Annotated in this window: 20 protein-coding genes; 8 read left to right on the top strand and 12 right to left on the bottom strand. The window is 67.8% G+C overall.

Annotated features, from left to right (window positions below):
* The first annotated feature begins 109 nt into the window (after positions 1-109).
* Positions 110-1,144, top strand: coding sequence for a polyprenyl synthetase family protein (locus FHU13_RS05970; protein ID WP_183434954.1), 1,035 nt, complete (start codon positions 110-112; stop codon positions 1,142-1,144).
* 21 nt (positions 1,145-1,165) lie between these two features.
* On the opposite strand, the gene FHU13_RS05965 is transcribed toward FHU13_RS05970, so the two are convergent.
* The 4 genes from FHU13_RS05965 to FHU13_RS05950 form a co-directional block, all read right to left on the bottom strand.
* Positions 1,166-2,041, bottom strand: coding sequence for a 4-(cytidine 5'-diphospho)-2-C-methyl-D-erythritol kinase (locus tag FHU13_RS05965; RefSeq protein ID WP_183434953.1), 876 nt, complete (start codon positions 2,039-2,041; stop codon positions 1,166-1,168).
* Positions 2,042-2,222: 181 nt separating this feature from the next.
* On the bottom strand, positions 2,223-4,118 hold the full coding sequence (locus tag FHU13_RS05960; RefSeq protein WP_183435111.1) for a tetratricopeptide repeat protein: 1,896 nt from the start codon (positions 4,116-4,118) through the stop codon (positions 2,223-2,225).
* A 145-nt stretch (positions 4,119-4,263) separates the two neighbouring features.
* Complete coding sequence (locus FHU13_RS05955) at positions 4,264-4,560, bottom strand: hypothetical protein (RefSeq protein WP_183434952.1); 297 nt, start codon at positions 4,558-4,560, stop codon at positions 4,264-4,266.
* Positions 4,561-4,569: 9 nt separating this feature from the next.
* Positions 4,570-4,782 carry a hypothetical protein gene (locus tag FHU13_RS05950; protein ID WP_183434951.1) on the bottom strand — a complete coding sequence of 71 codons (213 nt, stop codon included), beginning with the start codon at positions 4,780-4,782 and terminating at the stop codon, positions 4,570-4,572.
* 478 nt (positions 4,783-5,260) lie between these two features.
* On the opposite strand from FHU13_RS05950, the gene FHU13_RS05945 reads away from it, so the two are divergent.
* Both FHU13_RS05945 and FHU13_RS05940 read left to right on the top strand, forming a co-directional pair.
* The gene (locus FHU13_RS05945; RefSeq protein WP_183434950.1) at positions 5,261-5,503 is read left to right on the top strand and encodes a hypothetical protein; all 243 of its coding nucleotides are present in this window, start codon (positions 5,261-5,263) and stop codon (positions 5,501-5,503) included.
* A gap of 156 nt (positions 5,504-5,659) precedes the next feature.
* Positions 5,660-5,983 carry a hypothetical protein gene (locus FHU13_RS05940; protein ID WP_183434949.1) on the top strand — a complete coding sequence of 108 codons (324 nt, stop codon included), beginning with the start codon at positions 5,660-5,662 and terminating at the stop codon, positions 5,981-5,983.
* Positions 5,984-6,031: 48 nt separating this feature from the next.
* On the opposite strand, the gene FHU13_RS05935 is transcribed toward FHU13_RS05940, so the two are convergent.
* Entirely contained in the window at positions 6,032-7,366 is a 1,335-nt protein-coding gene (locus FHU13_RS05935) for an LLM class flavin-dependent oxidoreductase (protein ID WP_246714498.1), read from the bottom strand.
* Between the two features lie 168 nt (positions 7,367-7,534).
* Between FHU13_RS05935 and FHU13_RS05930 the strand changes: the two genes are divergently transcribed.
* Together FHU13_RS05930 and FHU13_RS05925 are read left to right on the top strand one after the other, a co-directional pair.
* Positions 7,535-8,503, top strand: coding sequence for an SPFH domain-containing protein (locus FHU13_RS05930; RefSeq protein ID WP_183434948.1), 969 nt, complete (start codon positions 7,535-7,537; stop codon positions 8,501-8,503).
* Positions 8,504-8,714: 211 nt separating this feature from the next.
* On the top strand, positions 8,715-10,391 hold the full coding sequence (locus FHU13_RS05925; RefSeq protein ID WP_183434947.1) for a cyclic peptide export ABC transporter: 1,677 nt from the start codon (positions 8,715-8,717) through the stop codon (positions 10,389-10,391).
* A gap of 65 nt (positions 10,392-10,456) precedes the next feature.
* On the opposite strand, the gene parE is transcribed toward FHU13_RS05925, so the two are convergent.
* A complete protein-coding gene (gene parE, locus FHU13_RS05920; RefSeq protein ID WP_183434946.1) occupies positions 10,457-12,514 on the bottom strand; it encodes a DNA topoisomerase IV subunit B in 2,058 nt (685 codons plus the stop codon).
* A 352-nt stretch (positions 12,515-12,866) separates the two neighbouring features.
* Between parE and FHU13_RS05915 the strand changes: the two genes are divergently transcribed.
* The gene (locus FHU13_RS05915; RefSeq protein ID WP_183434945.1) at positions 12,867-13,058 is read left to right on the top strand and encodes a hypothetical protein; all 192 of its coding nucleotides are present in this window, start codon (positions 12,867-12,869) and stop codon (positions 13,056-13,058) included.
* Positions 13,059-13,082: 24 nt separating this feature from the next.
* Here FHU13_RS05915 and FHU13_RS05910 read toward each other — a convergent pair whose 3' ends face one another.
* From FHU13_RS05910 to FHU13_RS05895, 4 genes are all read right to left on the bottom strand, one after another.
* A complete protein-coding gene (locus FHU13_RS05910) occupies positions 13,083-14,123 on the bottom strand; it encodes a threonine aldolase family protein (RefSeq protein WP_183434944.1) in 1,041 nt (346 codons plus the stop codon).
* 138 nt (positions 14,124-14,261) lie between these two features.
* Positions 14,262-16,028 (bottom strand): ABC transporter ATP-binding protein, encoded by a 1,767-nt coding sequence (locus FHU13_RS05905; protein WP_183434943.1) that lies wholly within the window; start codon positions 16,026-16,028, stop codon positions 14,262-14,264.
* A gap of 204 nt (positions 16,029-16,232) precedes the next feature.
* Positions 16,233-17,600, bottom strand: a complete 1,368-nt coding sequence (locus tag FHU13_RS05900) for an MFS transporter (protein WP_183434942.1) — start codon at positions 17,598-17,600, stop codon at positions 16,233-16,235.
* Positions 17,597-18,217: a PRC-barrel domain-containing protein gene (locus tag FHU13_RS05895; protein WP_183434941.1), complete on the bottom strand. Its 621-nt coding sequence runs from the start codon at positions 18,215-18,217 to the stop codon at positions 17,597-17,599. Before FHU13_RS05895 ends, FHU13_RS05900 begins: the two co-directional genes overlap by 4 nt.
* A 404-nt stretch (positions 18,218-18,621) precedes the next feature.
* Between FHU13_RS05895 and FHU13_RS05890 the strand changes: the two genes are divergently transcribed.
* A complete protein-coding gene (locus FHU13_RS05890; protein WP_183434940.1) occupies positions 18,622-18,996 on the top strand; it encodes a hypothetical protein in 375 nt (124 codons plus the stop codon).
* A gap of 51 nt (positions 18,997-19,047) precedes the next feature.
* On the opposite strand, the gene FHU13_RS05885 is transcribed toward FHU13_RS05890, so the two are convergent.
* The gene (locus FHU13_RS05885; protein WP_183434939.1) at positions 19,048-19,488 is read right to left on the bottom strand and encodes a PRC-barrel domain-containing protein; all 441 of its coding nucleotides are present in this window, start codon (positions 19,486-19,488) and stop codon (positions 19,048-19,050) included.
* A 343-nt stretch (positions 19,489-19,831) separates the two neighbouring features.
* Between FHU13_RS05885 and FHU13_RS05880 the strand changes: the two genes are divergently transcribed.
* Positions 19,832-20,164 carry an SWIB/MDM2 domain-containing protein gene (locus FHU13_RS05880; protein ID WP_017486375.1) on the top strand — a complete coding sequence of 111 codons (333 nt, stop codon included), beginning with the start codon at positions 19,832-19,834 and terminating at the stop codon, positions 20,162-20,164.
* A gap of 88 nt (positions 20,165-20,252) precedes the next feature.
* Here the strand turns inward: FHU13_RS05880 and FHU13_RS05875 are convergent, their stop codons facing one another.
* A complete protein-coding gene (locus FHU13_RS05875) occupies positions 20,253-21,044 on the bottom strand; it encodes an SDR family NAD(P)-dependent oxidoreductase (RefSeq protein ID WP_183434938.1) in 792 nt (263 codons plus the stop codon).
* Between the last annotated feature and the right edge of the window lie 63 nt (positions 21,045-21,107).

Genomic DNA, 21,107 nt, shown 5'->3' with positions numbered 1-21,107 from the left:
CGTGCGGCACGACCGCGTGTTGCCCTGCCGACGGCCCCGTGCGACAGGGGCAGCCGCGAGGCAGGGGTTCCGGCAGGGTGCCGGTCGAGAGTTTCCGGAGGCATCGCGCTTGGGCGTCGTCGTTACCCTCGATGAAGGCCGCTCCGATCCGGAGGCCAGCCTGACCGATCTCGTCCGCCTCGTCGCGGCCGGCATGGAGCGGGTGAACGCGACGATCCTGTCGCGCACGGGCTCCGATGTCGCGATGATCCCCGAGGTCGCCAACCATCTGATCGCCTCGGGCGGCAAGCGCCTGCGCCCGATTCTGACGCTCGCCTGCGCCGACCTGTGCGGTTACGGCGCCGAGAACCGCGGAGCCGACGGTGCGGTGAAGCTCGCCGCGGCGGTCGAGTTCATGCACACGGCAACGCTACTCCACGACGACGTGGTGGACGAGAGCGACATGCGCCGTGGGCGCGTGGCCGCCCGTATCAAGTGGGGCAATGAGGCGAGCGTCCTCGTCGGCGACTTCCTGCTCGGGCAAGCCTTCCGCATGATGGTCGAAGTGGGCTCCCTGCGGGCCCTCGACATCCTGTCCGCGGCGGCCACCGTGATCGCCGAGGGCGAGGTGATGCAGCTCACCGCCGCCAAGAACACCGAGACGAGCGAGGACGAATACCTCGCCGTGATCCGCGGCAAGACCGCGGAGTTGTTCGCTGCGGCCTGCGAGGTCGGCCCGGTCCTGGCCGGACGGCCCGAAGCGGAGCAGGCGGCCTGCCGCGCCTACGGCATGAATCTCGGCATCGCCTTCCAGCTCATCGACGACGTGCTCGATTACGGCGGGACCAGCGCGGCGCTCGGCAAGAACGTCGGCGACGACTTTCGCGAGGGCAAGATCACCCTGCCGATCGTGCTGGCGCTTCGCCGCGGCACGGACGAGGAGCGCGCCTTCTGGCGCCGCACCCTGGAACGGGAGGATCTGGAAGAGGGCGATCTGCAGCAGGCGCTGGCCATCCTCCGCCGCCACCGTGCCCTCGACGATACGATCGAGCGCGCCCGCCACTACGGCAATCAGGCCCGCGCGGCGCTGGACCTGTTCCCGAACGGCCTGATGAAGTCTGCCCTGCTGCAGGTGGTGGATTTCTGCATCGCCCGGGCGCACTGACGCACCGGCGGTGCGACCGCATCAGGCGAGGCGCGTCGGCTCCACCCACCAGCCCGGCTGCACTGTGCGGACTGCCTCGGCCGCCGCCTGCGCCGCCGCCTGATCTTGAAAGACGGCGAACACGGTCGCGCCCGATCCGGACATCCGCGCGAGCCGGCATCCGACTTGCGCCCGCAACAGCGTCAGCGCCTCGCCGATCACGGGGGCGACGGTGAGGGCGGGAGCCTCCAGATCGTTGCGCGCGGGCGCGATGGTGCCGAGCACCGCCTCCGCATCGAGCCCACGGCCGATCGCCGGATGCGCGGCCCCGTCGAGCTGCTGACCGACCGCGAGGCCGAGCGCCTTGAAGACCGGCGCCGTCGCGACCGGCACGCCCGGATTGACCAGCACCGCCGGCAGGGCCGCAAGGCCGAGCACCGGCCCGATCTCCTCGCCCGCGCCGCGCATCATCCGCGCCCGCGGATCGAGGCAGACCGGCACGTCGGCCCCGGTCGCCCGCGCCGCCGCGATCACGGCCGGGTGGTCGAGGGGGAGCCTGTTCAGTTCCGCCAGCAGCCGCAGGGCGGCGGCAGCGTCCGATGAGCCGCCGCCGATCCCCGCCGCGACGGGCAATCGCTTGTGCAGGCGGAACGCGCCCAACCTCAGGCCATCCACGCCGTCGGCGAAGCGGCGGGCGGCGCGCAGGACGAGGTTGTCGTCAAGCGGTCCGGCAGGACCGGCGGTCGGACCGAAGACGTCGAGAGTCAGGTCCGACCCCGGCGTGAGTTCCAGCGTGTCAGCCACCTCAGCGAAGGCGACGAGACTTTCCAGCGCGTGGTAGCCGTCCCCGGGCCGGCGGCCGAGAACGTGCAGGGTCAGGTTGATCTTGGCCGGAGCGCGGGTGGTGAGGACGGACACGAAGGCTCTCGGCCGGAGGAGCAGGGAAGGCGCCCTGCCATAGGCGGACCGTTGAGAACGAGCAAGACGACGGACCATTCGGAAGGCCGTGTCGCAGCCTCGCCTCCATCCTGAGGTTCCGCAGCGAAGCGAAGGCCTCGAAGGATGAGGGCGGCTGGGGTATCGCCTGAGCGAGGAAGCTTTACTTCCCCGGCTTCTTGTCCGCCGCGCCCGGCGGCTCGCTCGGCGCGGGCGCGCCCTTCGGCAATTCCGGGTTTTCGGGATTGTGCGGCGCCGCCACGGGGGCGGGCACCGCCTGGGCCGGATCCTGGGTCGGCGGGTTCTCGGCCGTGGCGGTCGGCTTGTCCGGCTCAGGCAGGCCGTCCTTGAGTTTGACGTTGATCTTGGCGAGATCGTCAGGCTCGGGGTTCAGGTCCTTGGCGTGCTGCCACTGGAACTTGCCCTCCAGCCGCCGGCCGGTGCGCCAGTAGGCGTCGCCGAGATGGTCGTTGATGGTGGGATCGCCCGGCTTCAGCTCGACCGCCTTCTCCAACTCGCGCACCGCGTCGTCCCAGCGGCCCAGACGGAAATAGGCCCAGCCGAGACTGTCGATGATCATGCCATCTCGGGGCGAGAGATCGACGGCCTGCTTCAGCATGGTGAAGCTCTCGTCGATGTTCATGTTCCGGTCGACCCAGGAATAGGCGAGGTAGTTGAGCACCTGCGCCTTGGCGTTCGGCTGGGTCGGCGGCACGAGACTGAGCGCCTTCTTGAGGTCGGCCTCGGCCTTCTGCCACTCGCCGGCCCGCTCGTAGGCGGTTCCGCGGAAATAGAACAGCGTCCAGTTATTGGCTTCCTTGCCCGACTCGATCAGGTTGATCGCGCGGGTATAGGTCTCGGTCGCCTCGGCGAACTTCTTCCGCGAGCGCTGCACGTTGCCCAGCGCCGAGATGACGTCGATGTTGTCGGGATGCGCCTTGAGCACGGTGTCGAGGTGCTGGAGCGCCTCGTCGCCCCGGCCCATCTGCTCGAGGTTGAGGCCGATCTGGATGTCGGCATTGAGCTTGAGCGGTGAGGAAGCCGGGATCTGCGCGTAAGCCTCGTTCGAGCGCTCGGTCTGCTTCATGCGGTCGAGCGTGTCGGCGAGCGTCAGCCGGGCCACGGCGTGCTCGGGAGCGAGGTAGAGGGCGAGCCGCAGGTAGACCACCGCCGGAAGTTCGTCGCCCTGCGTCGAGCCGGCCGAGCCGAGCCCGTAGAGCACCTCTGCCGCGCCCTCCTGGGCCGAGGCGATCAGGGGAGTCAGCGGCTTGCCGGCCTTGAGCTTGTCGAGGGCGTCCACCACGAGGGGATGGCGCGGCATCACCTTCTCGAACTCGCTGTAGGCGTCGATGGCGAGATCGGTGCGGCCGATGCCGGCCTCGAAGCGGGCATAACCGTCAACGATGCGCAGGGTGTTGCGGTCGGCCTCGTAGGCCGCCTTCAGCTTGCGTTCGGCCTCGGCCCGATCACCGATGACTGAGGCAATCAGCCCGGCATGGTAGTCGCGGAAGACGTTGAAGTAGCGCTCGCCACGTAGACGGTTCAGAGTCTCGTAGGCGCGCTTGCCGTCGCCCGCGCCGGCATAGGCCCAGGCGGTGAGCAGCGTTCCGGTGAGGTCGGCAGCCGCGCCGCGGCCGCTGCGGCCGAAGCTTTGGCGGGCCGGGCCGTACTGGCCGGCCTTGAGCTGGCGCACGCCGAGGGCGAGCTGGGCAAGGCCGTTCGAGCTCTCACGGGTGGCGAGCCGCTCGGCGGCACGGAAGGCGTCGGTCATGGCGCCATCGGCCAGCAGCGACACGAAGGCGCGCTCCAGCAGCTCGGCGTTGCGCGGATCGCCCTTCACAGCCTCGCGGTAGAAGTTCGCGGCGGCGGCCGTGTCCTTCGAGGCGCCGGCGATGTAGGCCGAGAGGAAATTGCCTTCGAGAGATTCTGCCGGCTCGTATTCGGAGATCGGTGAGGATTCCCGCGGCTGCATGGCCGCGGCCGGCAGGGTGCCGAGACCGGTCGAAGCGAGCAGCAGGGCGAGCGCGGTGGCGCTCCGGCGGGCGGCGTATCCGAACATGGGCACCAGTCACGGCTCCTTCGCGGGACCGGCGGACGGGGTTTCCGCCGGCCGGCTCCGGTTTGGCGGGGGACACTGAACTCTTCCCGCCATGACCGCAAGGCGAAAGGATGGCGCGGGGGAGCGGCCCCATTCACGCTTCGGTTCAGGCCCCGTCGCCGATTTCGGCGCGGGCATCCTCCACGAGTTGGGCTAGCCCGGCATCGACCTCCGCCCCGAGGAGCGCCCGTTCGGCTGCGGTCAAATCCTTGGCCCAGGCGCCGCTGCCGAAGCCTTCTTCGCAGCGTGCCCGCTCGGCCTCGATATAGGCTTGCGTCGCCTCGGGGCGGTCCCGCATCGCCTGCACGAAACCGAACCACGCCGCGCGCTCGACCACGGCGAGGCGGGCTCGCAGCCGCACCTCCACGGCCCGGGCGGGATCGACGGTCTCATCCTCTGCCATCGCCTGTTCCTACCGCTCTTTCCGCTGCTCGCAACGGGTCTTCACATAGGTATTGCCGTCCCCACCGTGACCGGCGCTCGCGGCGAGCACCGGCCCCTGGATCAGGCATTCCTGAAGCGTATGGGCTGGCCCGATGATCACGTCGAGGGCCGTCTCCCGCGAGCAATCGGGCATTTGAACGCTGGACGCGCAGACCAGGGCGACGACGAGGATGGAATTCATAGGGCCGGCCTCCCTGCCGGAGATGTTCTTCGACGTTCGGAGCGTGCCAATGCTCCGGCGGCCCGGTAGACTGGCGGAGGAGCGTAACCCGCGCTCGCCACGGGTTGAAACGGGAAAACATCCCGAAAGGCTGCCCTGAGCCCATGCGTCACAGCAGCCGGGCCAGGTCCACGCCGTCGCGGTCCGCACGAACAGAGCGGTCTCGTCACCGGCCTAACTCTCTGCCTTGCCGCCGGGCAGGATATCCTCGAGCCTGATCCTGATCTCGCCGGCCGCGATATCGGGCTTGCCACACCCGTCTCGACCGGTTCCAGCCGACAGGCCGGGACCGGCAGCGAGGTTGCAGGAACTTGCTAAGTCTCTGGTCAATAGAACGATTTCTGCGGCGTGACGGGGCTGCCCCAAAAAAGTCGCAAGAGAGTCCTGTCTTCGCGTAGATCGGACAAGGTCGTGACCAGCTTGTGACAGGGAGGCGGCAATGTCTTTCGAGATCGTTCTGACGCAATCCGCGCAGGAAATCGCCGAGAGAAGCGGTGTTCTTCCAGTTCTCGAAGAGCGCGCACGCGACGAAATCGCGGAACTACCCGGCGATGGCCTCGAAGAACTCGAGCGCCGGCTGTTTCATGCCTTCGCGCTCGATGACGGCACCGAGGTGATCTGCTCGCTGACCGCCGACGGCGCCGTGCGGGTCGACGCCTGCGAGGCGGAAGCCGCTGCCTGACCGTTCTCGCGGAACCGTGAGCGGCGGGTTCGGATTGCTCCTCCCGCTTGGAGTGCCTCACGATGCGCTGAGCCATCGGTCGTCGCCTCCCACGGGTGGCGACGGTGGTGCGGCATGTCGTGAGCGGCACATCCCCACGTCCGTCGAGGAGGAGACATGGCCCAGGAAACCGTCGGCGTCGAAGCCGACTTCACCAGCCGCGAGGCTGCTCACGCCGCAAAGAACCGCCTCGTGAGGGCGGGCTTCGCCCGCAACAGCATCGATATCGACCGTCACGGCGACACCTACATCGTCCATCTGCCGACCCAGGAGGCGAACCGGCAGCGGGCCGCGCGCATCCTCAGGGGCCGCACCATGATCGAGAACGCCAAGAGTACCGGGTGGGCCGCCGCCGACACCCTCGGCAGCAACCGCCTGCTCACCTTGGGCCTAGCGGCCCTGGCTGGCTTCGCGCTCTACAGCCTGACGAACCGGCGCTGACGCGCCGGTCGGCTCTCTGCGGGACCGCTGACCGGTTCGGCAGAGAGCCTATCGCGCCTCGAAGAAGCGGTTGCCGGGCCGCTTCAAGCCCAGATGGTCGCGCAAGGTGGTGCCTTCGTAATCCGTACGAAACAGGCCTCGCCGCTGGAGTTCCGGCACGACGCCGGCGCAGAAATCGTCGAGCCCCTCCGGCACGGAGGGGAACATCACGTTGAAGCCGTCGCAGGCTTGCGCCCCCAGCCACTCCCCCATCCGGTCCGCAATCTGCTGCGGCGTGCCGACGAAGGTGAGCCCGCCATAGCCGCCGACGCGGTGCGCGAGTTCCCGCACCGTCGCCCCCGTGCGGCGGGCGTAGTCGACGATCTGCGCCTGCCCGCTCTTGCTGGCATTCGTCTCCGGAATTTCGGGGAGCGGTGCGTCGAGATCGAAGCTGGAGGCGTCAGTGCCGAGGCGGACCGAGAGGTTGGCGAGCCCACTCTCAACCGGTACCAGCGCATCGAGCCGCGCCTTCTTCGCGCGGGCTTCCTCCTCCGTACCGCCGACCACGACGAAGGCACCGGGCAGGATCTTCAGGGCGTCGCGAGACCGGCCCACCGCCTCCATTCGGCCCTTCACGTCGGCATAGAACTTCTGACCCGCTTCCAGCGAGGAGGCCGAGCCGAACACCATCTCGGCGGTCTCCGCCGCGATCTGGCGTCCGGCCTCTGAGGCGCCCGCCTGCACGATCACCGGCCAGCCCTGGACCGGCCGCGCGACGTTGAGCGGCCCCTTCACCTTCAGGAACTCGCCCTTGTGGTTCAGGGTGTGAAGCTTGTCGGGATCGAAGAACAGCCCCTGCTCGACATCGCGGACGAAGGCGTCGTCGGCCCAGGAATCCCACAGACCGGTGACGACCTCGTAGAACTCGCGGGCCCGGGCGTAGCGCGTGGCGTGGTCGAGATGCGCGTCGCGGCCGAAGTTCAACGCCTCGTCGGGGTTGCCGGAAGTGACGAGGTTCCAGCCGGCACGGCCCCGCGAGATGTGGTCGAGCGAGGCAAACTTGCGGGCCACATGGTAGGGCTCGTTGTAGGTGGTGGAAGCCGTGGCGATCAGCCCGATCCGCTCCGTCACCATGGCGAGCGCCGGCAGCAGCGTCAGAGGGTCGAACGAGGTGACGGTGGCCGAGCGCTTCAGCGCCTCCATCGGCATGTTCATCACCGCCAGATGGTCGGCCATGAAGAAGGCGTCGAACTTGGCCGCTTCCAGCGTGCGGGCGAAGCGCACGAGGTGGTCGAGGTTGAAGTTCGCGTCCGGGAAACCGCCGGGATAGCGCCACCACGCGGTGTGGATGCTGATGGGGCGCATGAAGGCGCCGAGGTGGAGTTGTCTTCGAGGTTCGCTCAACAGAATCCTCCGGCCGCATCAATCCTTCGCTGCCGCCGATATGGTGCACGTCGTCCGTCCGGCAGCACCGGGCAAACGCTCCGGCCATAAGGATGCCGGCACCGCCCTAGGATTGCACGTGCCTCATCCTTAAGGTTCGGGCCGACCGACGCAACGAGGGGAGCGGGCATGGCCGGAGCAAGCATCACACAGGATGCGCCCTATCGCGCCCTGAACGGTTGGCTGGCTCTCTTCATCGCCATTCCCTGTCTCGCGCTGGCGGCGCTGACCTTCCTCGGCGGCGGCGTGCTGGTTCTCGGCCGCGGCAGTGTCGGCCCTGCCTTCCTGCTCGTCTCCGCGGTGGCGCTCGTCGCCGCGATCGTTCTGCTCGCCGGGCTGATCACGCTCAAGCCCCGTCAGGCCGCGGTGCTGACCCTGTTCGGGCGATACCACGGCACCATCGCCCGCGACGGCTTCTGGTGGCGCAACCCGCTGACTGCGGTGGCCAAGGTCTCGCTCGCCACGGAGGCGCAGGAAACCAAGATCATCACTGTCAACGACCTGATGGGCAACCCGATCACCATCGCGGTCGCCGCGATCTGGCGGGTGCAGGACGCCGCGCGCGCCACCTTCGACGTCGGCAGCTACCACGACTTCGTCTCGCTCCAGGCGGAAGCAGCGCTGCGCAACATCGCCTCGACCCGCCCCTATGACCACGACGAGGCGGAACATGTCGGCGAGGAGGCAGGCGACGCCAAGCGCCGGCTCGCCGAGAAGGCCACCCGCGTCGCCTCGCTCCGGGCCGACCGCGACGCGATCCATGCTGACCTGATCGCGGAGTTGGGCCAGCGCGTCGCCCTCGCGGGCGTGGTGGTGGAGGATGTGCGGATCACGCATCTGGCCTACGCGCCGGAGATTGCCGGCGCGATGCTCAAGCGCCAGCAGGCCGGTGCCATCATCGCGGCCCGCCGCCAGATCGTGGAGGGCGCGGTCGCCATCGTGCGCGACACGATCCGTCGCCTGGAACAGCCGGAGGACGGCCATTCCGGCATCGTCTTCGACGATCAGAGCCGCGCCAGCATGGCGCAGAACATGCTCATCATGATCGTGGGAGATCGCGAGGCGACGCCGGTGGTCAGCGTGGGGGCGAAGCCGTAGGCCGCCGCAGGTGAGTGCGACACCAGACGAGGGTCAGATCGGCGAATCGCGTGTGTCATCCAAATATCGCCGCAGCGAGGATTTGTAAAACTCACCCTAGCGAGGGGTGACCTGTGCCCGATCGGCATTTCACCTTCACCGGACCTGTCGTTAGTGCCGATGCCCTGGTCGCAGCAGCAGGCGGCGATTGTGCTCAGGAGAATCGGCGCGCATGGGGCAGGACGGCGCAATCCTTCGTCACTTCGTACACGACGCGATCCGGCTGCTCAGGCCGGTTTGGCCGCTGGTGACAGTGGCCACAGCGCTCGGGGCGGTCGGCGGCCTTGCCACCGCGGCCGCTCTGGCCAAGATCAACGAGGCCTTTTACGGCGAGGGTGTGCTCGCCAACGGCGTGTTGCTGGCCTTCGCCGGTTTTGCAGCCCTGAGCGTTCTCGGGACCTTTGCGGCCAGCCTCGGCAACGCCTACGCGGGCGGACGCATCCAGGCGGCACTCAGCCGCGACCTCACCGACAAGATCCTGACCGCGCCGATCGAGCGGATCGAGCGCCTCGGCAAGCACAAGCTGCTCGCCTCGCTCCAGGGCGACGTGGACACCATCTTCACGGCCATCGCGTTTCTCTCGCCGATCGTGGTCGCGGGCGGGACGCTGATCGGCTGCGGTGCCTACATGATCCTCCTGTCACCCGCCCTGTCGGCGGTGACGGCGACGGTCCTGATCCTCGAGAGCCTCGGCGCGAACGCTCTGCGCCGGAACATGCTTCGGTACTTCGAGGAGATCCGCAAGAATCGCGAGGCGACTCAGAAGCACTACCTCACCCTGACCGAGGCGGCGAAGGAGCTGCGGATCGGCCGCGAGCGTCGGCTACACCTCCGCGACGTCGCGCTCAAGGACTGCATCGAGCAGGCACGCCATTTGATGACGCGGATCGCCGTCATCCAGCAATGGCTGTCGATGCTGAGCCAATCGACCAACTTCCTGCTGTTCGCCGGTCTCATCGCCTACAAGGCCCTGGCCGGCATCGGCGGCGCCGAACTTTCCGGCTTCGTGCTCGTGCTGCTCTACATCCAGGCGCCGATCGCGCAGCTCATCCATTTCGTGCCGGTGATCGGCGAGGCTCAGATCGCCTACCGGCGCATCGCCGAGTTCTCGGAGGAAGGGGCGGAGGCGGAGGCCGGCCTTCTCTCGGCCACGTCGTCAGTAGCGGCCCGCCGCATCCGCGAGATCACTCTGCGCGGCGTGAGCTACGGCTTCCCAGCGGCGGACGAGGAGGCGCCCTTCACTCTTGGCCCGATCGACCTGACGATCCGGGGTGGCGAGATCCTGTTCATCGTCGGCGAGAACGGCTCGGGCAAGACGACGCTGATCAAGCTGCTGCTCGGCCTCTACCCGCCGCAATCCGGGACCATCCTGCTCGACGGCGTACCGGTAACGGCGCAGACGCGCGACGCGTACCGCCAGCACTTCTCGGCGATCTTCTTCGACTACCACCTATTCGAGGAACTGATCCCCACCGAAGGTGACAGCGCGGAGGCCGCTCGGCCGCTACTCGAACGGCTCGATCTCGCCCAGAAGGTCGATATCAGCGACGGGCGCTTCTCCACCACCGATCTCTCGACCGGCCAGCGCAAGCGCCTTGCCCTGGTGCAGGCTGCCCTTGAAGGACGACCGGTCCTCGTGCTGGACGAGTGGGCAGCGGAGCAGGATCCGACCTTTCGGCGGCGCTTCTACGAGGAGATGCTGCCGGACCTGCGCCGCAGTGGACGAACGCTCGTCGTCATCAGCCACGACGACCGCTACTTCGGCGCCGCCGACCGGGTACTGCACTTGGCAGAAGGCCGGATCGTTGAGATCACGGAGAAGGCGAGGGCGACGGCCGAACCGAACTGACCGGACGGGCCAACCAACGCCACGTGAGCACCAGCGCCGGACCGTTCACGCGGCACGGAGTCGGATCAGATATCCAGTTCCGTCCCGTCCGCGAAGGCCGCCCGCTCGGTGATGAAGGCGAAGCGCGCCTCCGGCTTGTTGCCCATCAGGCGCTCCACCGTGTCGCCGGTCGATTCCCGTGCCTCGTCGAGGATCGCGACGCGCAGGAGGGTGCGCTTGCGCGGGTCCATCGTCGTCTCCTTCAACTGCGCCGGCATCATCTCGCCGAGGCCCTTGAAGCGGCCGATCTCGACCTTGCCGTTCTTGAACACGGTCTTGATGATCCGCTCCTTGTCCGCGTCGTCGCGGGCATAGGCCGATTTCGCGCCCTGGCTGATTCGGTAGAGCGGCGGGATCGCCAGATAGAGATGACCCTTGTCGATGAGCTTGGGCATCTGCCGATAGAAGAAGGTGATCAGGAGCGAGGCGATGTGGGCGCCGTCCACGTCCGCGTCGGTCATGATGATGACCTTGTCGTAGCGAAGATCTCCCTCGCGGAAGTTGGCGCCGGTGCCGCAGCCGAGCGCCAGCGTCAGGTCCGAGATGAGCTGGTTGGCTCCGAGCTTGTCGCGGCTCGCCGAGGCGACGTTCAGGATCTTACCCCGCAGGGGGAGCACGGCTTGAGTCGCGCGGTCGCGGGCCTGCTTGGCGGAGCCACCGGCCGAGTCGCCCTCGACGATGAAGATCTCCGAGCCAGCGGTGCCGGCGGCCGAGCAGTCGGCGAGCTTGCCGGGCAGACGAAGTTTGCGCGTGGCCGACTTGCGGGCGACTTCCTTCTCCTGGCGGCGGCGCAGGCGCTCCTCCGCCCGGTCGATCACCCAGTCGAGCAGCTTGTTGGCTTGGGCGGGCGAGGCGGCAAGCCAGTGGTCGAAGGCGTCGCGCACGGCCGTCTCGACGATGCGGGAGGCCTCCACCGTCGCGAGCTTGTCCTTGGTCTGGCCCTGGAATTCCGGCTCGCGGATGAAGACCGAGAGCATGGAGGCGCAGGTCGCCATCACGTCGTCGGTGGTCACCGACGTCATGCGCTTGGCCTGATTCACCCGCTCGGCGTGCTCGCGCAGGGCCCGCAGCAGCGCGACACGCAGGCCAGATTCGTGGGTGCCGCCCTCCGGCGTCGGAATGGTGTTGCAGTAGGAATGCGAGACGCCGTCGTCGGCCACTGTCCAGGCCACCGCCCATTCGAGCGAGCCGTGCGAGCCGGGCTTGGTCACCTTGCCGGAGAAGATGGAGTCGAGGACGAGTTCCTTCCCCTCAATGTCGCGGGCGAGATAGTCGGACAGACCGCCGGGGAAGCGATGCACGGCCTCGGCCGGCACGTCCTCCAACCCTTCGAGCAGGGCAGGGGCACAGCGCCAGCGGATTTCGACGCCGCCGAACAGATAGGCCTTGGAGCGGGCCATCTTGAACAGGCGGCGCGGATCGAACTTCAGCGAGCCAAAGATCTGCGCGTCGGGGTGGAAACGCACGCGCGTGCCGCGGCGGTTCTGCACCCGGCCGACCGTCTCCAGGCTTCCCTGCGCGTGACCGCGGGAAAACGTCTGGCGGTAGAGGGTCTGGTTGCGGGCGACCTCGACCTCCAGCACGTCCGAGAGCGCGTTGACGACGGAGATGCCGACGCCGTGCAGGCCGCCGGAGGTCTCGTAGACCTTCGAGTCGAACTTGCCGCCCGCGTGCAGCGTGGTCATGATGACCTCGAGCGCGGACTTGCCCGGGAATTTCGGGTGCGGATCGACGGGAATTCCGCGGCCATTGTCGGTGACGACGAGGGCGCCCGATTCTTCCAGCTCCACCTCGATGAAGCTCGCGTGGCCCGCGACTGCCTCGTCCATGGAATTGTCGATCACCTCGGCGAAGAGGTGGTGCAGCGCCCGCTCGTCGGTGCCGCCGATATACATGCCCGGCCGGCGCCGCACCGGCTCGAGCCCCTCCAGCACCTCGATGGTCGAGGCGTCGTAGCCGGCCTCCGCCGCTTCCGGAGCGGGTGCAGGCTGCGGTGCCACGGGGGTGAGACGTCGCCGCCGCTCGACTTCCGCAGCGGGCGGCTTGCTTCCCGGCCCGAACAGGTCGCGTGCCGGATCACTCACGCGACGGCTCCTCGAATCGGGTCGGAGACGGGCTGCATGGCTCTTCATACCCTCGTTGTAGCGGAACAAACAGGAAACAAAAAGTCTTCTGTTCGCTTCCGCCGGTCGCAGTATCACGACGACCCGTCACGTTCGAAGTCCGACCGTCCCAGGGCGGCCAGCGCGATGTCATCTCAGTGATGCGGGCGGATGGTTAAGAGTGCCTCACGACACCTGCGGTGGGCCGCAATCCTGCGGCCGAAGCGAGGCGGCGAAGCGTTAAGGGGCGCGGCGCAGAATGGCGGTGGGAACAGGAGATGGTTTCCGGACGTTAACTCAACAAGGTCAGCTTGACCGTAAGGGAGCCATGCCGATGACCCCCGCTGCAGCCCAAGCGCGTCACATCTCCCTCATGCGGCTCGAGCAGGCTGCCGGCCACGCCTTCGGCTACGCCGACGAGCCGGAGCCGGTCATTCCGCGTTCCTCGATGCTGCTCTCGTCATCAGGTTTCGCCATTGCGACCGTGGCGACAGCACTGGCTGCCACCATCACCTATCTCGTCTGATCCGTTGCTCCTGCAGAACCGCTTTCAAGCGGCCGCGGGCAGGGCGCAGAGGCGAATGTCGCGCGCCAGCGCATCCACTCGTGCGGGATCGGAATCCCAGGCGAACATGAAGCGGGACGCCCCGCCAATGAAGCCGTAGAACTGCCAGCCGCGGGCACGTAGCGCCTCTTGGACCGGTGCCGGCAGGTTCAGGAACACGCCGTTGGCCTCCACCGGAGCCGCGAGCGAGATGCCCGGCACATCGGCAATTTCCCGCACAAGGCGCTGGGCGCAGGCGTTGGCGTGGCGGGCATTGTCGAGCCACGCACCGCTCTCCAGCATGCCGACCCAGGGCGCCGAGAGGTAGCGCATCTTCGAGGCGAGCTGGCCCGCCTGCTTGCAGCGATAATCGAAATCTGCGGCGAGCCGCGGGTCGAAGAAGATCACCGCTTCGCCCACCGCCATGCCGTTTTTGGTGCCCCCGAAGCAGAGCACATCGACCCCGGCCTTCCAAGTCAGCGCGGCCGGCGACGCATCGAGCGAGGCGCAGGCATTGGCGAAGCGGGCGCCGTCCATGTGCAGGCGCAGGCTTGAAGCACGGCAGACCTCAGCGATCGCCGCGACCTCATCGAGAGCATAGACGCGCCCCGTCTCGGTCGATTGGGTCAGCGTCACCGCCCGCGGTTTCGGAAAATGGATGTCGCTGCGCTTGCCCGCGATCGTCCGCACGATCTCGGGAGTGAGCTTCCCGTCCTCGGTCGCGGCGGTGAGCAGCTTCGAGCCGTTGGAGAAGAACTCCGGCGCACCACACTCGTCAGTCTCGATATGCGCCGAGTCGGCGCAGATGACGCTGTGATAGGATTGGCACAGCGAGGCCAGGGCCAGCGAGTTGGCCGCCGTGCCGTTGAAGACGAAGAACACCTCGCAATCGGTCTCGAACAGGCGCCGGAAGCCGTCGGCGGCGGCCTGTGTCCAGGGATCGGCGCCGTAGGCAGGGGCATGGCCCGCATTAGCCGCTTGCATCGCCTCGAACGCCTCGGGGCAGATCCCGGCATAGTTGTCGCTGGCGAATTGCTGTTCGGCCACGGCGCGCTCCGGCTCTGTCTCATGAAAAGAGAAAGGCCGGGCGGTGGAAGAACCGTCCGGCCTCACGAAGGGATTGTCTCTCCGCCTCTCGATTTTTGCACCCCGTCCGCCGATCCGGCAGTCAGGACGCTCCATATGTCAGGCCGCGGCCAGCGACATCGACATCGATTCCTTCTTCATCAGCTCGCGATAGAACCCATCGAGATGGGTGAGCTTCTCCGGCGAGCCGTCCTGGATGATCTTGCCGCCCTCCAGCACGACGATCCGGTCGAAGTCCTTCAGCGTCGAGAGCCGGTGCGCGATGGCGATCACCGTGCGGCCCTTCATCAGGTTTGCGAGCGCGGCGCGGATCGCCTCCTCCGACTCGGCGTCGAGGGCCGAGGTCGCCTCGTCGAGCAGGAGGATCGGCGAGTCTTTCAGGATCGCGCGGGCAATGGCGATGCGCTGACGCTGGCCGCCCGAGAGCTTGACGCCGCGGTCGCCGACGATGGTGTCGAAGCCCTCCGGCAGGGCCTGGATGAAGTCGGTGCAGTGGGCGGCCTCGGCCGCCTTCCAGACCTCTTCGTCCGTCGCGTCGGGACGGCCGTAGCGGATGTTCTCGCGAAGCGACCGGTGGAACATCGAGACATCCTGCGGCACCACCGTGATCGCCTCGCGTAGCGACTCCTGCGTGACCCGGTTGATGTCCTGCCCGTTGATGAGGATGCGCCCGCCCTGCACCTCGTAGAAGCGCTGGATCAGCGAGAACAGGGTCGACTTGCCGCCGCCCGACTTGCCGACGAGCCCAACGGTCTGACCCGGCGGAATCAGCAGGTCGAAATCGGAGAACACGGTGCGCCCGTCGGGATAGCTGAAGGCCACGTGGTCGAAATGCATCTCCGCACCGGTCTGGCCGACGAGTTGCTCCGCCTCCGGGTGATCGACGAGTTCGTGCGGCTGCAGCAGGGTGTGCAGCGCCTCCGAGAGCCGGGCGGTGTGCTGGGTCGCGTCCACGAGCGCCACGGCAAGGTCGCGGGTCGCGGCGAGGATGCGAATGCCGAGCGTGCAGACCAGCACGACCTGACCGGTCGTGGCCTGACCGGCCTCCCACATCTTGATCGACCAGTAGAGGAGGCCGAGGATCGAGAGCACAGTGAGGATGGCGTGGGTGATGCGCAGCTTCTCGAGGTAGAGGAGCGAGGAGCGGCGTGCCCGCATCTCGGTGCCGATGGTGCCGTCGAAGCGCACGAATTCACGGTTGAACGCGGAGAAGGCACGCACCAGCGGCATGTTGCCGACAAGGTCGACCATCTCGCCGTCGACACTCGCGGCCTTCGCGGCGAAGTCGTGGTGCAGCGGCTTTCCGGCGGACGCCATCTTGAACATCAGCAGCACGACCGCGGCGAAGATGCCGGCGAGCACGAGCGCCATCGTCATGTTCACGGTGCCGATGTAGATGATCGACAGCGTGGCCGCCACGCAGGGCGGCATCACGTTGAACGTGAACATGTTCTCGACGGTGAAGATCGCGTTCGAGGTCGCGGTGATGCGCGAGGCCAGCGTGCCCGGTTGCCGGTCGGCGAAGAACGAGGGCGCGTGACCCGTCATGTGCCGGAAGAGGTCGCGGCGGATGTCGCCGGTCACCCCAACGAAGGTGAAGGCGCCCACCAAAGCCGCCACACGCCAGAGCATGTTGTCGGCGGCGATGAAAGCGATCAGCAGGGCAAGCGCCGACCAGACCTGACCGGTGCTCGGACCCTTGCCGAGGGCATCGACCACCCCCTTCAGCGCGTAATCGGTCGAAACCGAGAAGGTCACGGCACCGAGCACGGAGAACATGATCACGAGGTGCGGGATGATCCGGCGCTTGAGGTAGCGCCCGACAAAGGCCCCCGGTCTGTTGGCGTATTGGCAGAGATCTTCCATCGCGATCGTCAGTCCCGATTCGATCAGACCCGCTGGGCGCCGATTGTGGCTGGAGGGCGCACGAACCGCCCTTAAACCGCAACGCGAAGCGTCGCCTTATGTTTCAAGCGCGCGCAGCTTTCCGCCGGATAGCGGAGCGAAGATGAACCGAGCTTGAGCGGATGCGCGACGCACGACGACTCCAACCGCGTCGGCCCGCGCAGGTCAAGACGGTGCGCGTCCCTCGTCCCCGTCCCTCCGCCGCGTCTCAGGCATGATCAGCAGAACGAGAACGAGTCCTGCAGCACCGACGATGGCAAGACCTAAGAACGCCGGCCGGCTGCCGAGTTCATCGGCCATGAAGCCGGCCAGTGCTGTCGAGAGGGCAGCGCCGATGCCCATGCCGGTACCGACGGCGCCCAGCGCGGTGTTGAACCGGCCGGTGCCGCGGGTGACGTCGGAGACGATCAGCGGAACCATGACGCCGAGGACGGAGGCGGAGATGCCGTCGAAGATCTGGATCGCCACCATCCAGTAAGGGTCGGTCACGAAGGCGAAGAGCAGGCCGCGGACGGGAAGCGCCGCGAAGCCGATCACGAGGAGTGGCTTGCGTCCCCAACTCTGGGCCAGACGCCCGACGAGGGGGGCGGTGAGAGCGAGAACCGCCTGCGGGACCATGATGCAGGCGGCGACAAGTGCCGTGGCGGTCTCGCTGGCACGCAGCGTCATGACGCTGCCGACAAGCGGCAGCATCGCGGCATTGGCCAGGAAGAACAGCACCATGCAGGCGGCAAAGCACAGAAGCGCTCGGTTCTTCAGGAGCGCCGCGACGCCGCCCGCCTCCCGCGGCTCCGGTTCCTGGACCGCCATCCGGGGTTTGGCCGCTTCGATAGCGCGGCCGGAAGGAATGAACGAGAGCGAGACCAGCGCTGGAATCACGAGGATGCCGGCGAGATAGAACACCGCATTGTTCGACAGGTAGTAGCCGATCGCGCCCATGCCGGCGGCGCCGAGGGCATTGCCGACGGCCGAAAAGCTCGCGTTGCGCCCCAACCGCTCGCCGGCCCGGGCATGCCCGACGAGGCCGATGGAGATCGCGGCGATCGCCGGGGTCAGCACGCAGCTCGCCGCTGAGTGGATCGCCATGGCGAGCATGACGACGAGGTAGGTGGGAAATGCGGCGAGCATCACCGCGCTCGCTCCGACCCAGAAGGCCGAGAATCCGGCGGCGAAGCGCTTCGAGCGGGAGGCATCGACGAAGGCGCCACCGGGCATCTGCCCGAGCAGGCTCACGAGGCTACCGACCGTCAGCGCGAGGCCGATATCCGACTGCGTCCACTTTTGCTGTGTGAAGTAGACCGCGAGGAACGGCCCGAACCCGGTCTGCAGATTGGCGATGAAGAACGTGAACGCGTCGAGGCCGTAGGTGGCGCGTCGCGAAGGCTCGGTGGGGCTGGTCGCGGTCGCGGGCTCGCTCGGGCGACCCGCGCGGCGCGCCGGGCGAGCACCGGCCCGCTCGCGGAGGTCGGACCGATGCGTGTCGCGCTCGCGCGCCGGATATGCGCGCCGTTCCGTCACCGGGATTGCCGTCATTTGTCCGGCGTCTTCTCCTGCGGCCGGTCGGGGGCCTTCTCGGACGGGACGGCGGTTTTTTCGGCCGCGGCGGAGGCATCGCCTTCGGCCGGCTGAACGACCGCGCCCGGACTGGTGGCGCCGAGCACGACGATGGGCTCGCCGGCCTTGTACTCGGGCGAGACCCGGACTTGGTTGCGGTTGAGCTGGAGCGTGAGGCGGCCGACCTTGCCCTCGGTGGTGAACTTCAGGACGCGCCAATCCACCGCGATCTTGCGCGAGCCGACGCCGAGAAAGCCGCCGAAATCGATCACCGCAGCGCGGGGGCGGCCGTCGCGATCGATGATGACGTCGATGATCCGGCCAAGATCGTCGCCGTTCATGGCGCGCACGCTCTTGCCGAGCAGGCTCTCGTAATCTTGGGTATCGAGCACGACCGCCGGGGTGCCGCCGCCCTGGGACGGTGAGACTGCACCGTTGGCGGGAGCGGCCGGTACAGCCGGCGCCGCAGCGGGAGGCGAGACGGATGCGGGCGGCGGCGCCTCGCCCGAGGCGCTCGGCGAGCCGTCCGCGGCCATAGCCGCCGTGGCGAGAAGGACGATCGTCGGTGTCACGATCGGCCGGATCAGTCTGAGCACCCCTACACCTCTCGACAGTCTGGAAAGTCCGCATGCCGGCCGCGACAAGCCAACCGCTCACCGGACGGTATGGGGCGAGCGGACGCATCGTCCATGCCCGCCAACCGCGGCGAAGTTATGGATGGGCACGAAAAGTCGATCCAGCCGCCAGGCTGGCAACGGAACGGCCCGTCCTAGGCCGGTCATCCGCCGCTCCGCGACGTCGTTGCTCGTCCACCGCAAGCGGGTCGGCATGGGCAACCGCCATCTGGTTTTCGCCCAAACCCTGCCTTAGACGGATGCAGGGATCTTAACGTTGCCGACCCTTGGCCGTGCTTTTGGCTACGCTCCTGGCCGGGCTCCTGTTTGAGCCTGTGCCTTTCGAGTCCGTGTCCGGGGACGGCTGCTACGAGGACAAGACATCCATGTTTCACCCGTCGAGACTTTGCGCCGCGGCGCTTCTTGCGGCGAGCCTCGGCGGCTGCCAGGCCCTCGGCGGCGGCGGCGGTGTCATGCCGGAAACCGATCTCGGCCCCCCGCCCTCCGCCCGCGGCACCCTGCCCGGCCGCCCTCTGCGCAGCGCCCAGACCGACGATGAGGGCCGTCCTCTCGCGGCCGCGCCGACGCGCCCCCTGGAACTGCCGAAGAACATCCGCGGCCAGACCCGCACCGCCGACGAAGGCCCACGCCGGATCCGCCGGGAGGAGATCGACGGCGAGCCGACGACGCGGACCAGTTCCGGTGGTCTCGCGCCTCAGATGGGGTCGGGCGGCAGCGTCGGCCTCGGCGGCAAGTTCTAAGGCGCTCCGCTCTCAGATCAGGTATCGTGAACCACATCCGGCACCGACGGTTCAGACCGTCGGTGCCCTTCGGCCACCCCAGTGGTCGTCGAGTCGTCCGCCGAAACGCGGATCGGAGAACGGGTCGTCACCGGGCCCCTGCGTCGGTGCGCCCTCGAGATCGGCGGGGTCGATGTCGACCACGTATCCGCCGAGTTCGACCGAGTAGGTCAGCGCGTTCCACGGCAGCGGATGGTAGGCCTCGCCGAAGCCGAGAAAGCCGCCGAAGGACAGCACCGCGTAGGCGACCTGTCCCGACACCTTGTCGACCATGAAGTTGTGAACGCTGCCGAGGTGACGACCGGTGGCGTCGTAGACCGGCGTTCCCTCGACCTTGTCGGAGGCGATCAGCCGGGGGGTCTCGTCGGTCGCCACGCCCTCGCCGGAAGCGGGGTCCAGTTCGAGCGTTCCCGGCTTTCGATAGGCCCGCTCTTCGGGCAGATCCGTCGGCATTCACGTCTCCAGCATGTCTCTGACCGTCCCGACAGGCTCGCGGGCAAGCTCACGATCTGGGGTCCTGCTTGAATGCGATGCGTCGAGCGCGGTTCCCATCCGGAGCGGAGACAGGCGGCGGGATCACCCGAGACCCGCCTGAGCGGGACGAAAAACCCCTCAGGCGGTGGATTAGGCCACGGAAAGGTCCGCTGATCTGTGGATGGACACCGCAGCGGTGCCGTTCTCCACTTGGAACGGGCGCGGCACCGCTTAGTTGTTGCTCCTCAGTGCCCCGTGCCCTTGGGGATGCCCCTCGGGCTCGTGGCACGGAATCTGCCGGTCCGCAGGACGGAGGGAAACCATGGCTACCAAGACGACGGAGAAGAAGGCGGCTGCGCCCAAGAGTGCCCCGAAAAAGGAGACCGCCACCAAGGCTGCCTCCGGCACCAAGCCCAACGCGCTTCAGCAGCCCCTGAAGCCGTCTCCCGAACTCGCCGCCATCGTCGGCGACAAGCCCCTGCCGCGCGGCGAGGTCGTCAGCAAGGTGTGGGAGCACATCAAGAAGCACAACCTCCAGAACCCGGAGAACAAGCGCGAGATCGTCGCCGACGACAAGCTCAAGAAGATCTTCGGCAAGGACAAGTGCTCGATGTTCGAGATGAACAAGCATCTCGCCGCACACCTGAAGTCCTGAGCTGAGAGAGCCGTTCGCGGACCGTCCCTCGGAGTACGGAACCGGTCAGACCGGTCCGTACGTCCGGCGGGCCCGGGAGCGGTGGATCTCAGGCGATGCTGCGCAGCACACCGCCATCAACCCGCAGGGCCGCCCCCGTGGTGGCGCTGGCGGCGGGCGTGCAGAGATAGGCCACCATATTGGCCACTTCCTCCGGCCGCGCGAGGCGCTTCAGGAGCGAGGTCGGCCGGTTTTCGGCGATGAAGGCTCGGCCCTTGGTCTCGAGGTCACCTTCGCCCCCGCCCATCGATTCCAGAAAATCCGCCACGCCCTCGGTCATGGTGGGGCCGGGCAGGACGCTGTTGACGGTGACGCCGCTGCCGCCAACCGTCTCGGCGAGGCCGCGGGAGACGGCGAGCTGCGCCGTCTTCGTCATGCCGTAATGGACCATCTCCGGCGGGATGTTCACACCCGACTCGCTGGCGATGAAGACAATCCGGCCCCAGCCGCGCTCGACCATGCCGGGGCCGTAGGCTCTCGCGAGTCGGATGCCGCTCATCACGTTCACCTCGAAGAAGCGGCGCCACTCGGCATCCGCGATCTCGAAGAACGGCTTCGGCTCGAAGATGCCGGCATTGTTGACGAGGATGTCGACCTTCGGAAGGGCGGCGACGAGCTCGGCCGCACCGTCCTCGGTGCCGACATCGCCGATGCCGGCGATGAACTCACCTCCGGTGACCTCGTTACGCAGGCGCACGATGGCCGCGTCCACCCGTTCAGCGGTACGGCCGTTGACGGCGACGTAGGCTCCGAGCCGGCCGAGTTCGCGGGCGACCGCGTAGCCGATGCCGCCGGTGGAGCCGGTGACGAGGGCGCTCCGTCCCTTCAGGTCGATGTCCATCATCCGCCTCCGCTCGCCGCGATCATCCCTGTCGAAGCGACAACGCGTGAGCGCGGGCTTGGT

This window comes from Methylobacterium sp. R2-1 (genome assembly GCF_014191355.1).
GTDB lineage: Bacteria > Pseudomonadota > Alphaproteobacteria > Rhizobiales > Beijerinckiaceae > Methylobacterium.
This window is presented reverse-complemented; position numbering and strand designations above follow the sequence as displayed.

What these genes read in the sequence shown, in the direction of transcription:
- FHU13_RS05905 (WP_183434943.1), bottom strand. Translation starts at nt 16,028, where the DNA reads ATGGAAGATCTCTGCCAATACGCCAACAGACCGGGGGCCTTTGTCGGG.
- FHU13_RS05945 (WP_183434950.1), top strand. Translation starts at nt 5,261, where the DNA reads ATGTCTTTCGAGATCGTTCTGACGCAATCCGCGCAGGAAATCGCCGAG.
- FHU13_RS05925 (WP_183434947.1), top strand. Translation starts at nt 8,715, where the DNA reads ATGGGGCAGGACGGCGCAATCCTTCGTCACTTCGTACACGACGCGATC.
- FHU13_RS05960 (WP_183435111.1), bottom strand. Translation starts at nt 4,118, where the DNA reads ATGTTCGGATACGCCGCCCGCCGGAGCGCCACCGCGCTCGCCCTGCTG.
- FHU13_RS05950 (WP_183434951.1), bottom strand. Translation starts at nt 4,782, where the DNA reads ATGAATTCCATCCTCGTCGTCGCCCTGGTCTGCGCGTCCAGCGTTCAA.
- FHU13_RS05915 (WP_183434945.1), top strand. Translation starts at nt 12,867, where the DNA reads ATGACCCCCGCTGCAGCCCAAGCGCGTCACATCTCCCTCATGCGGCTC.
- FHU13_RS05930 (WP_183434948.1), top strand. Translation starts at nt 7,535, where the DNA reads ATGGCCGGAGCAAGCATCACACAGGATGCGCCCTATCGCGCCCTGAAC.
- FHU13_RS05890 (WP_183434940.1), top strand. Translation starts at nt 18,622, where the DNA reads ATGTTTCACCCGTCGAGACTTTGCGCCGCGGCGCTTCTTGCGGCGAGC.
- FHU13_RS05900 (WP_183434942.1), bottom strand. Translation starts at nt 17,600, where the DNA reads ATGACGGCAATCCCGGTGACGGAACGGCGCGCATATCCGGCGCGCGAG.
- FHU13_RS05940 (WP_183434949.1), top strand. Translation starts at nt 5,660, where the DNA reads ATGGCCCAGGAAACCGTCGGCGTCGAAGCCGACTTCACCAGCCGCGAG.
- FHU13_RS05885 (WP_183434939.1), bottom strand. Translation starts at nt 19,488, where the DNA reads ATGCCGACGGATCTGCCCGAAGAGCGGGCCTATCGAAAGCCGGGAACG.
- FHU13_RS05875 (WP_183434938.1), bottom strand. Translation starts at nt 21,044, where the DNA reads ATGGACATCGACCTGAAGGGACGGAGCGCCCTCGTCACCGGCTCCACC.
- FHU13_RS05955 (WP_183434952.1), bottom strand. Translation starts at nt 4,560, where the DNA reads ATGGCAGAGGATGAGACCGTCGATCCCGCCCGGGCCGTGGAGGTGCGG.
- FHU13_RS05880 (WP_017486375.1), top strand. Translation starts at nt 19,832, where the DNA reads ATGGCTACCAAGACGACGGAGAAGAAGGCGGCTGCGCCCAAGAGTGCC.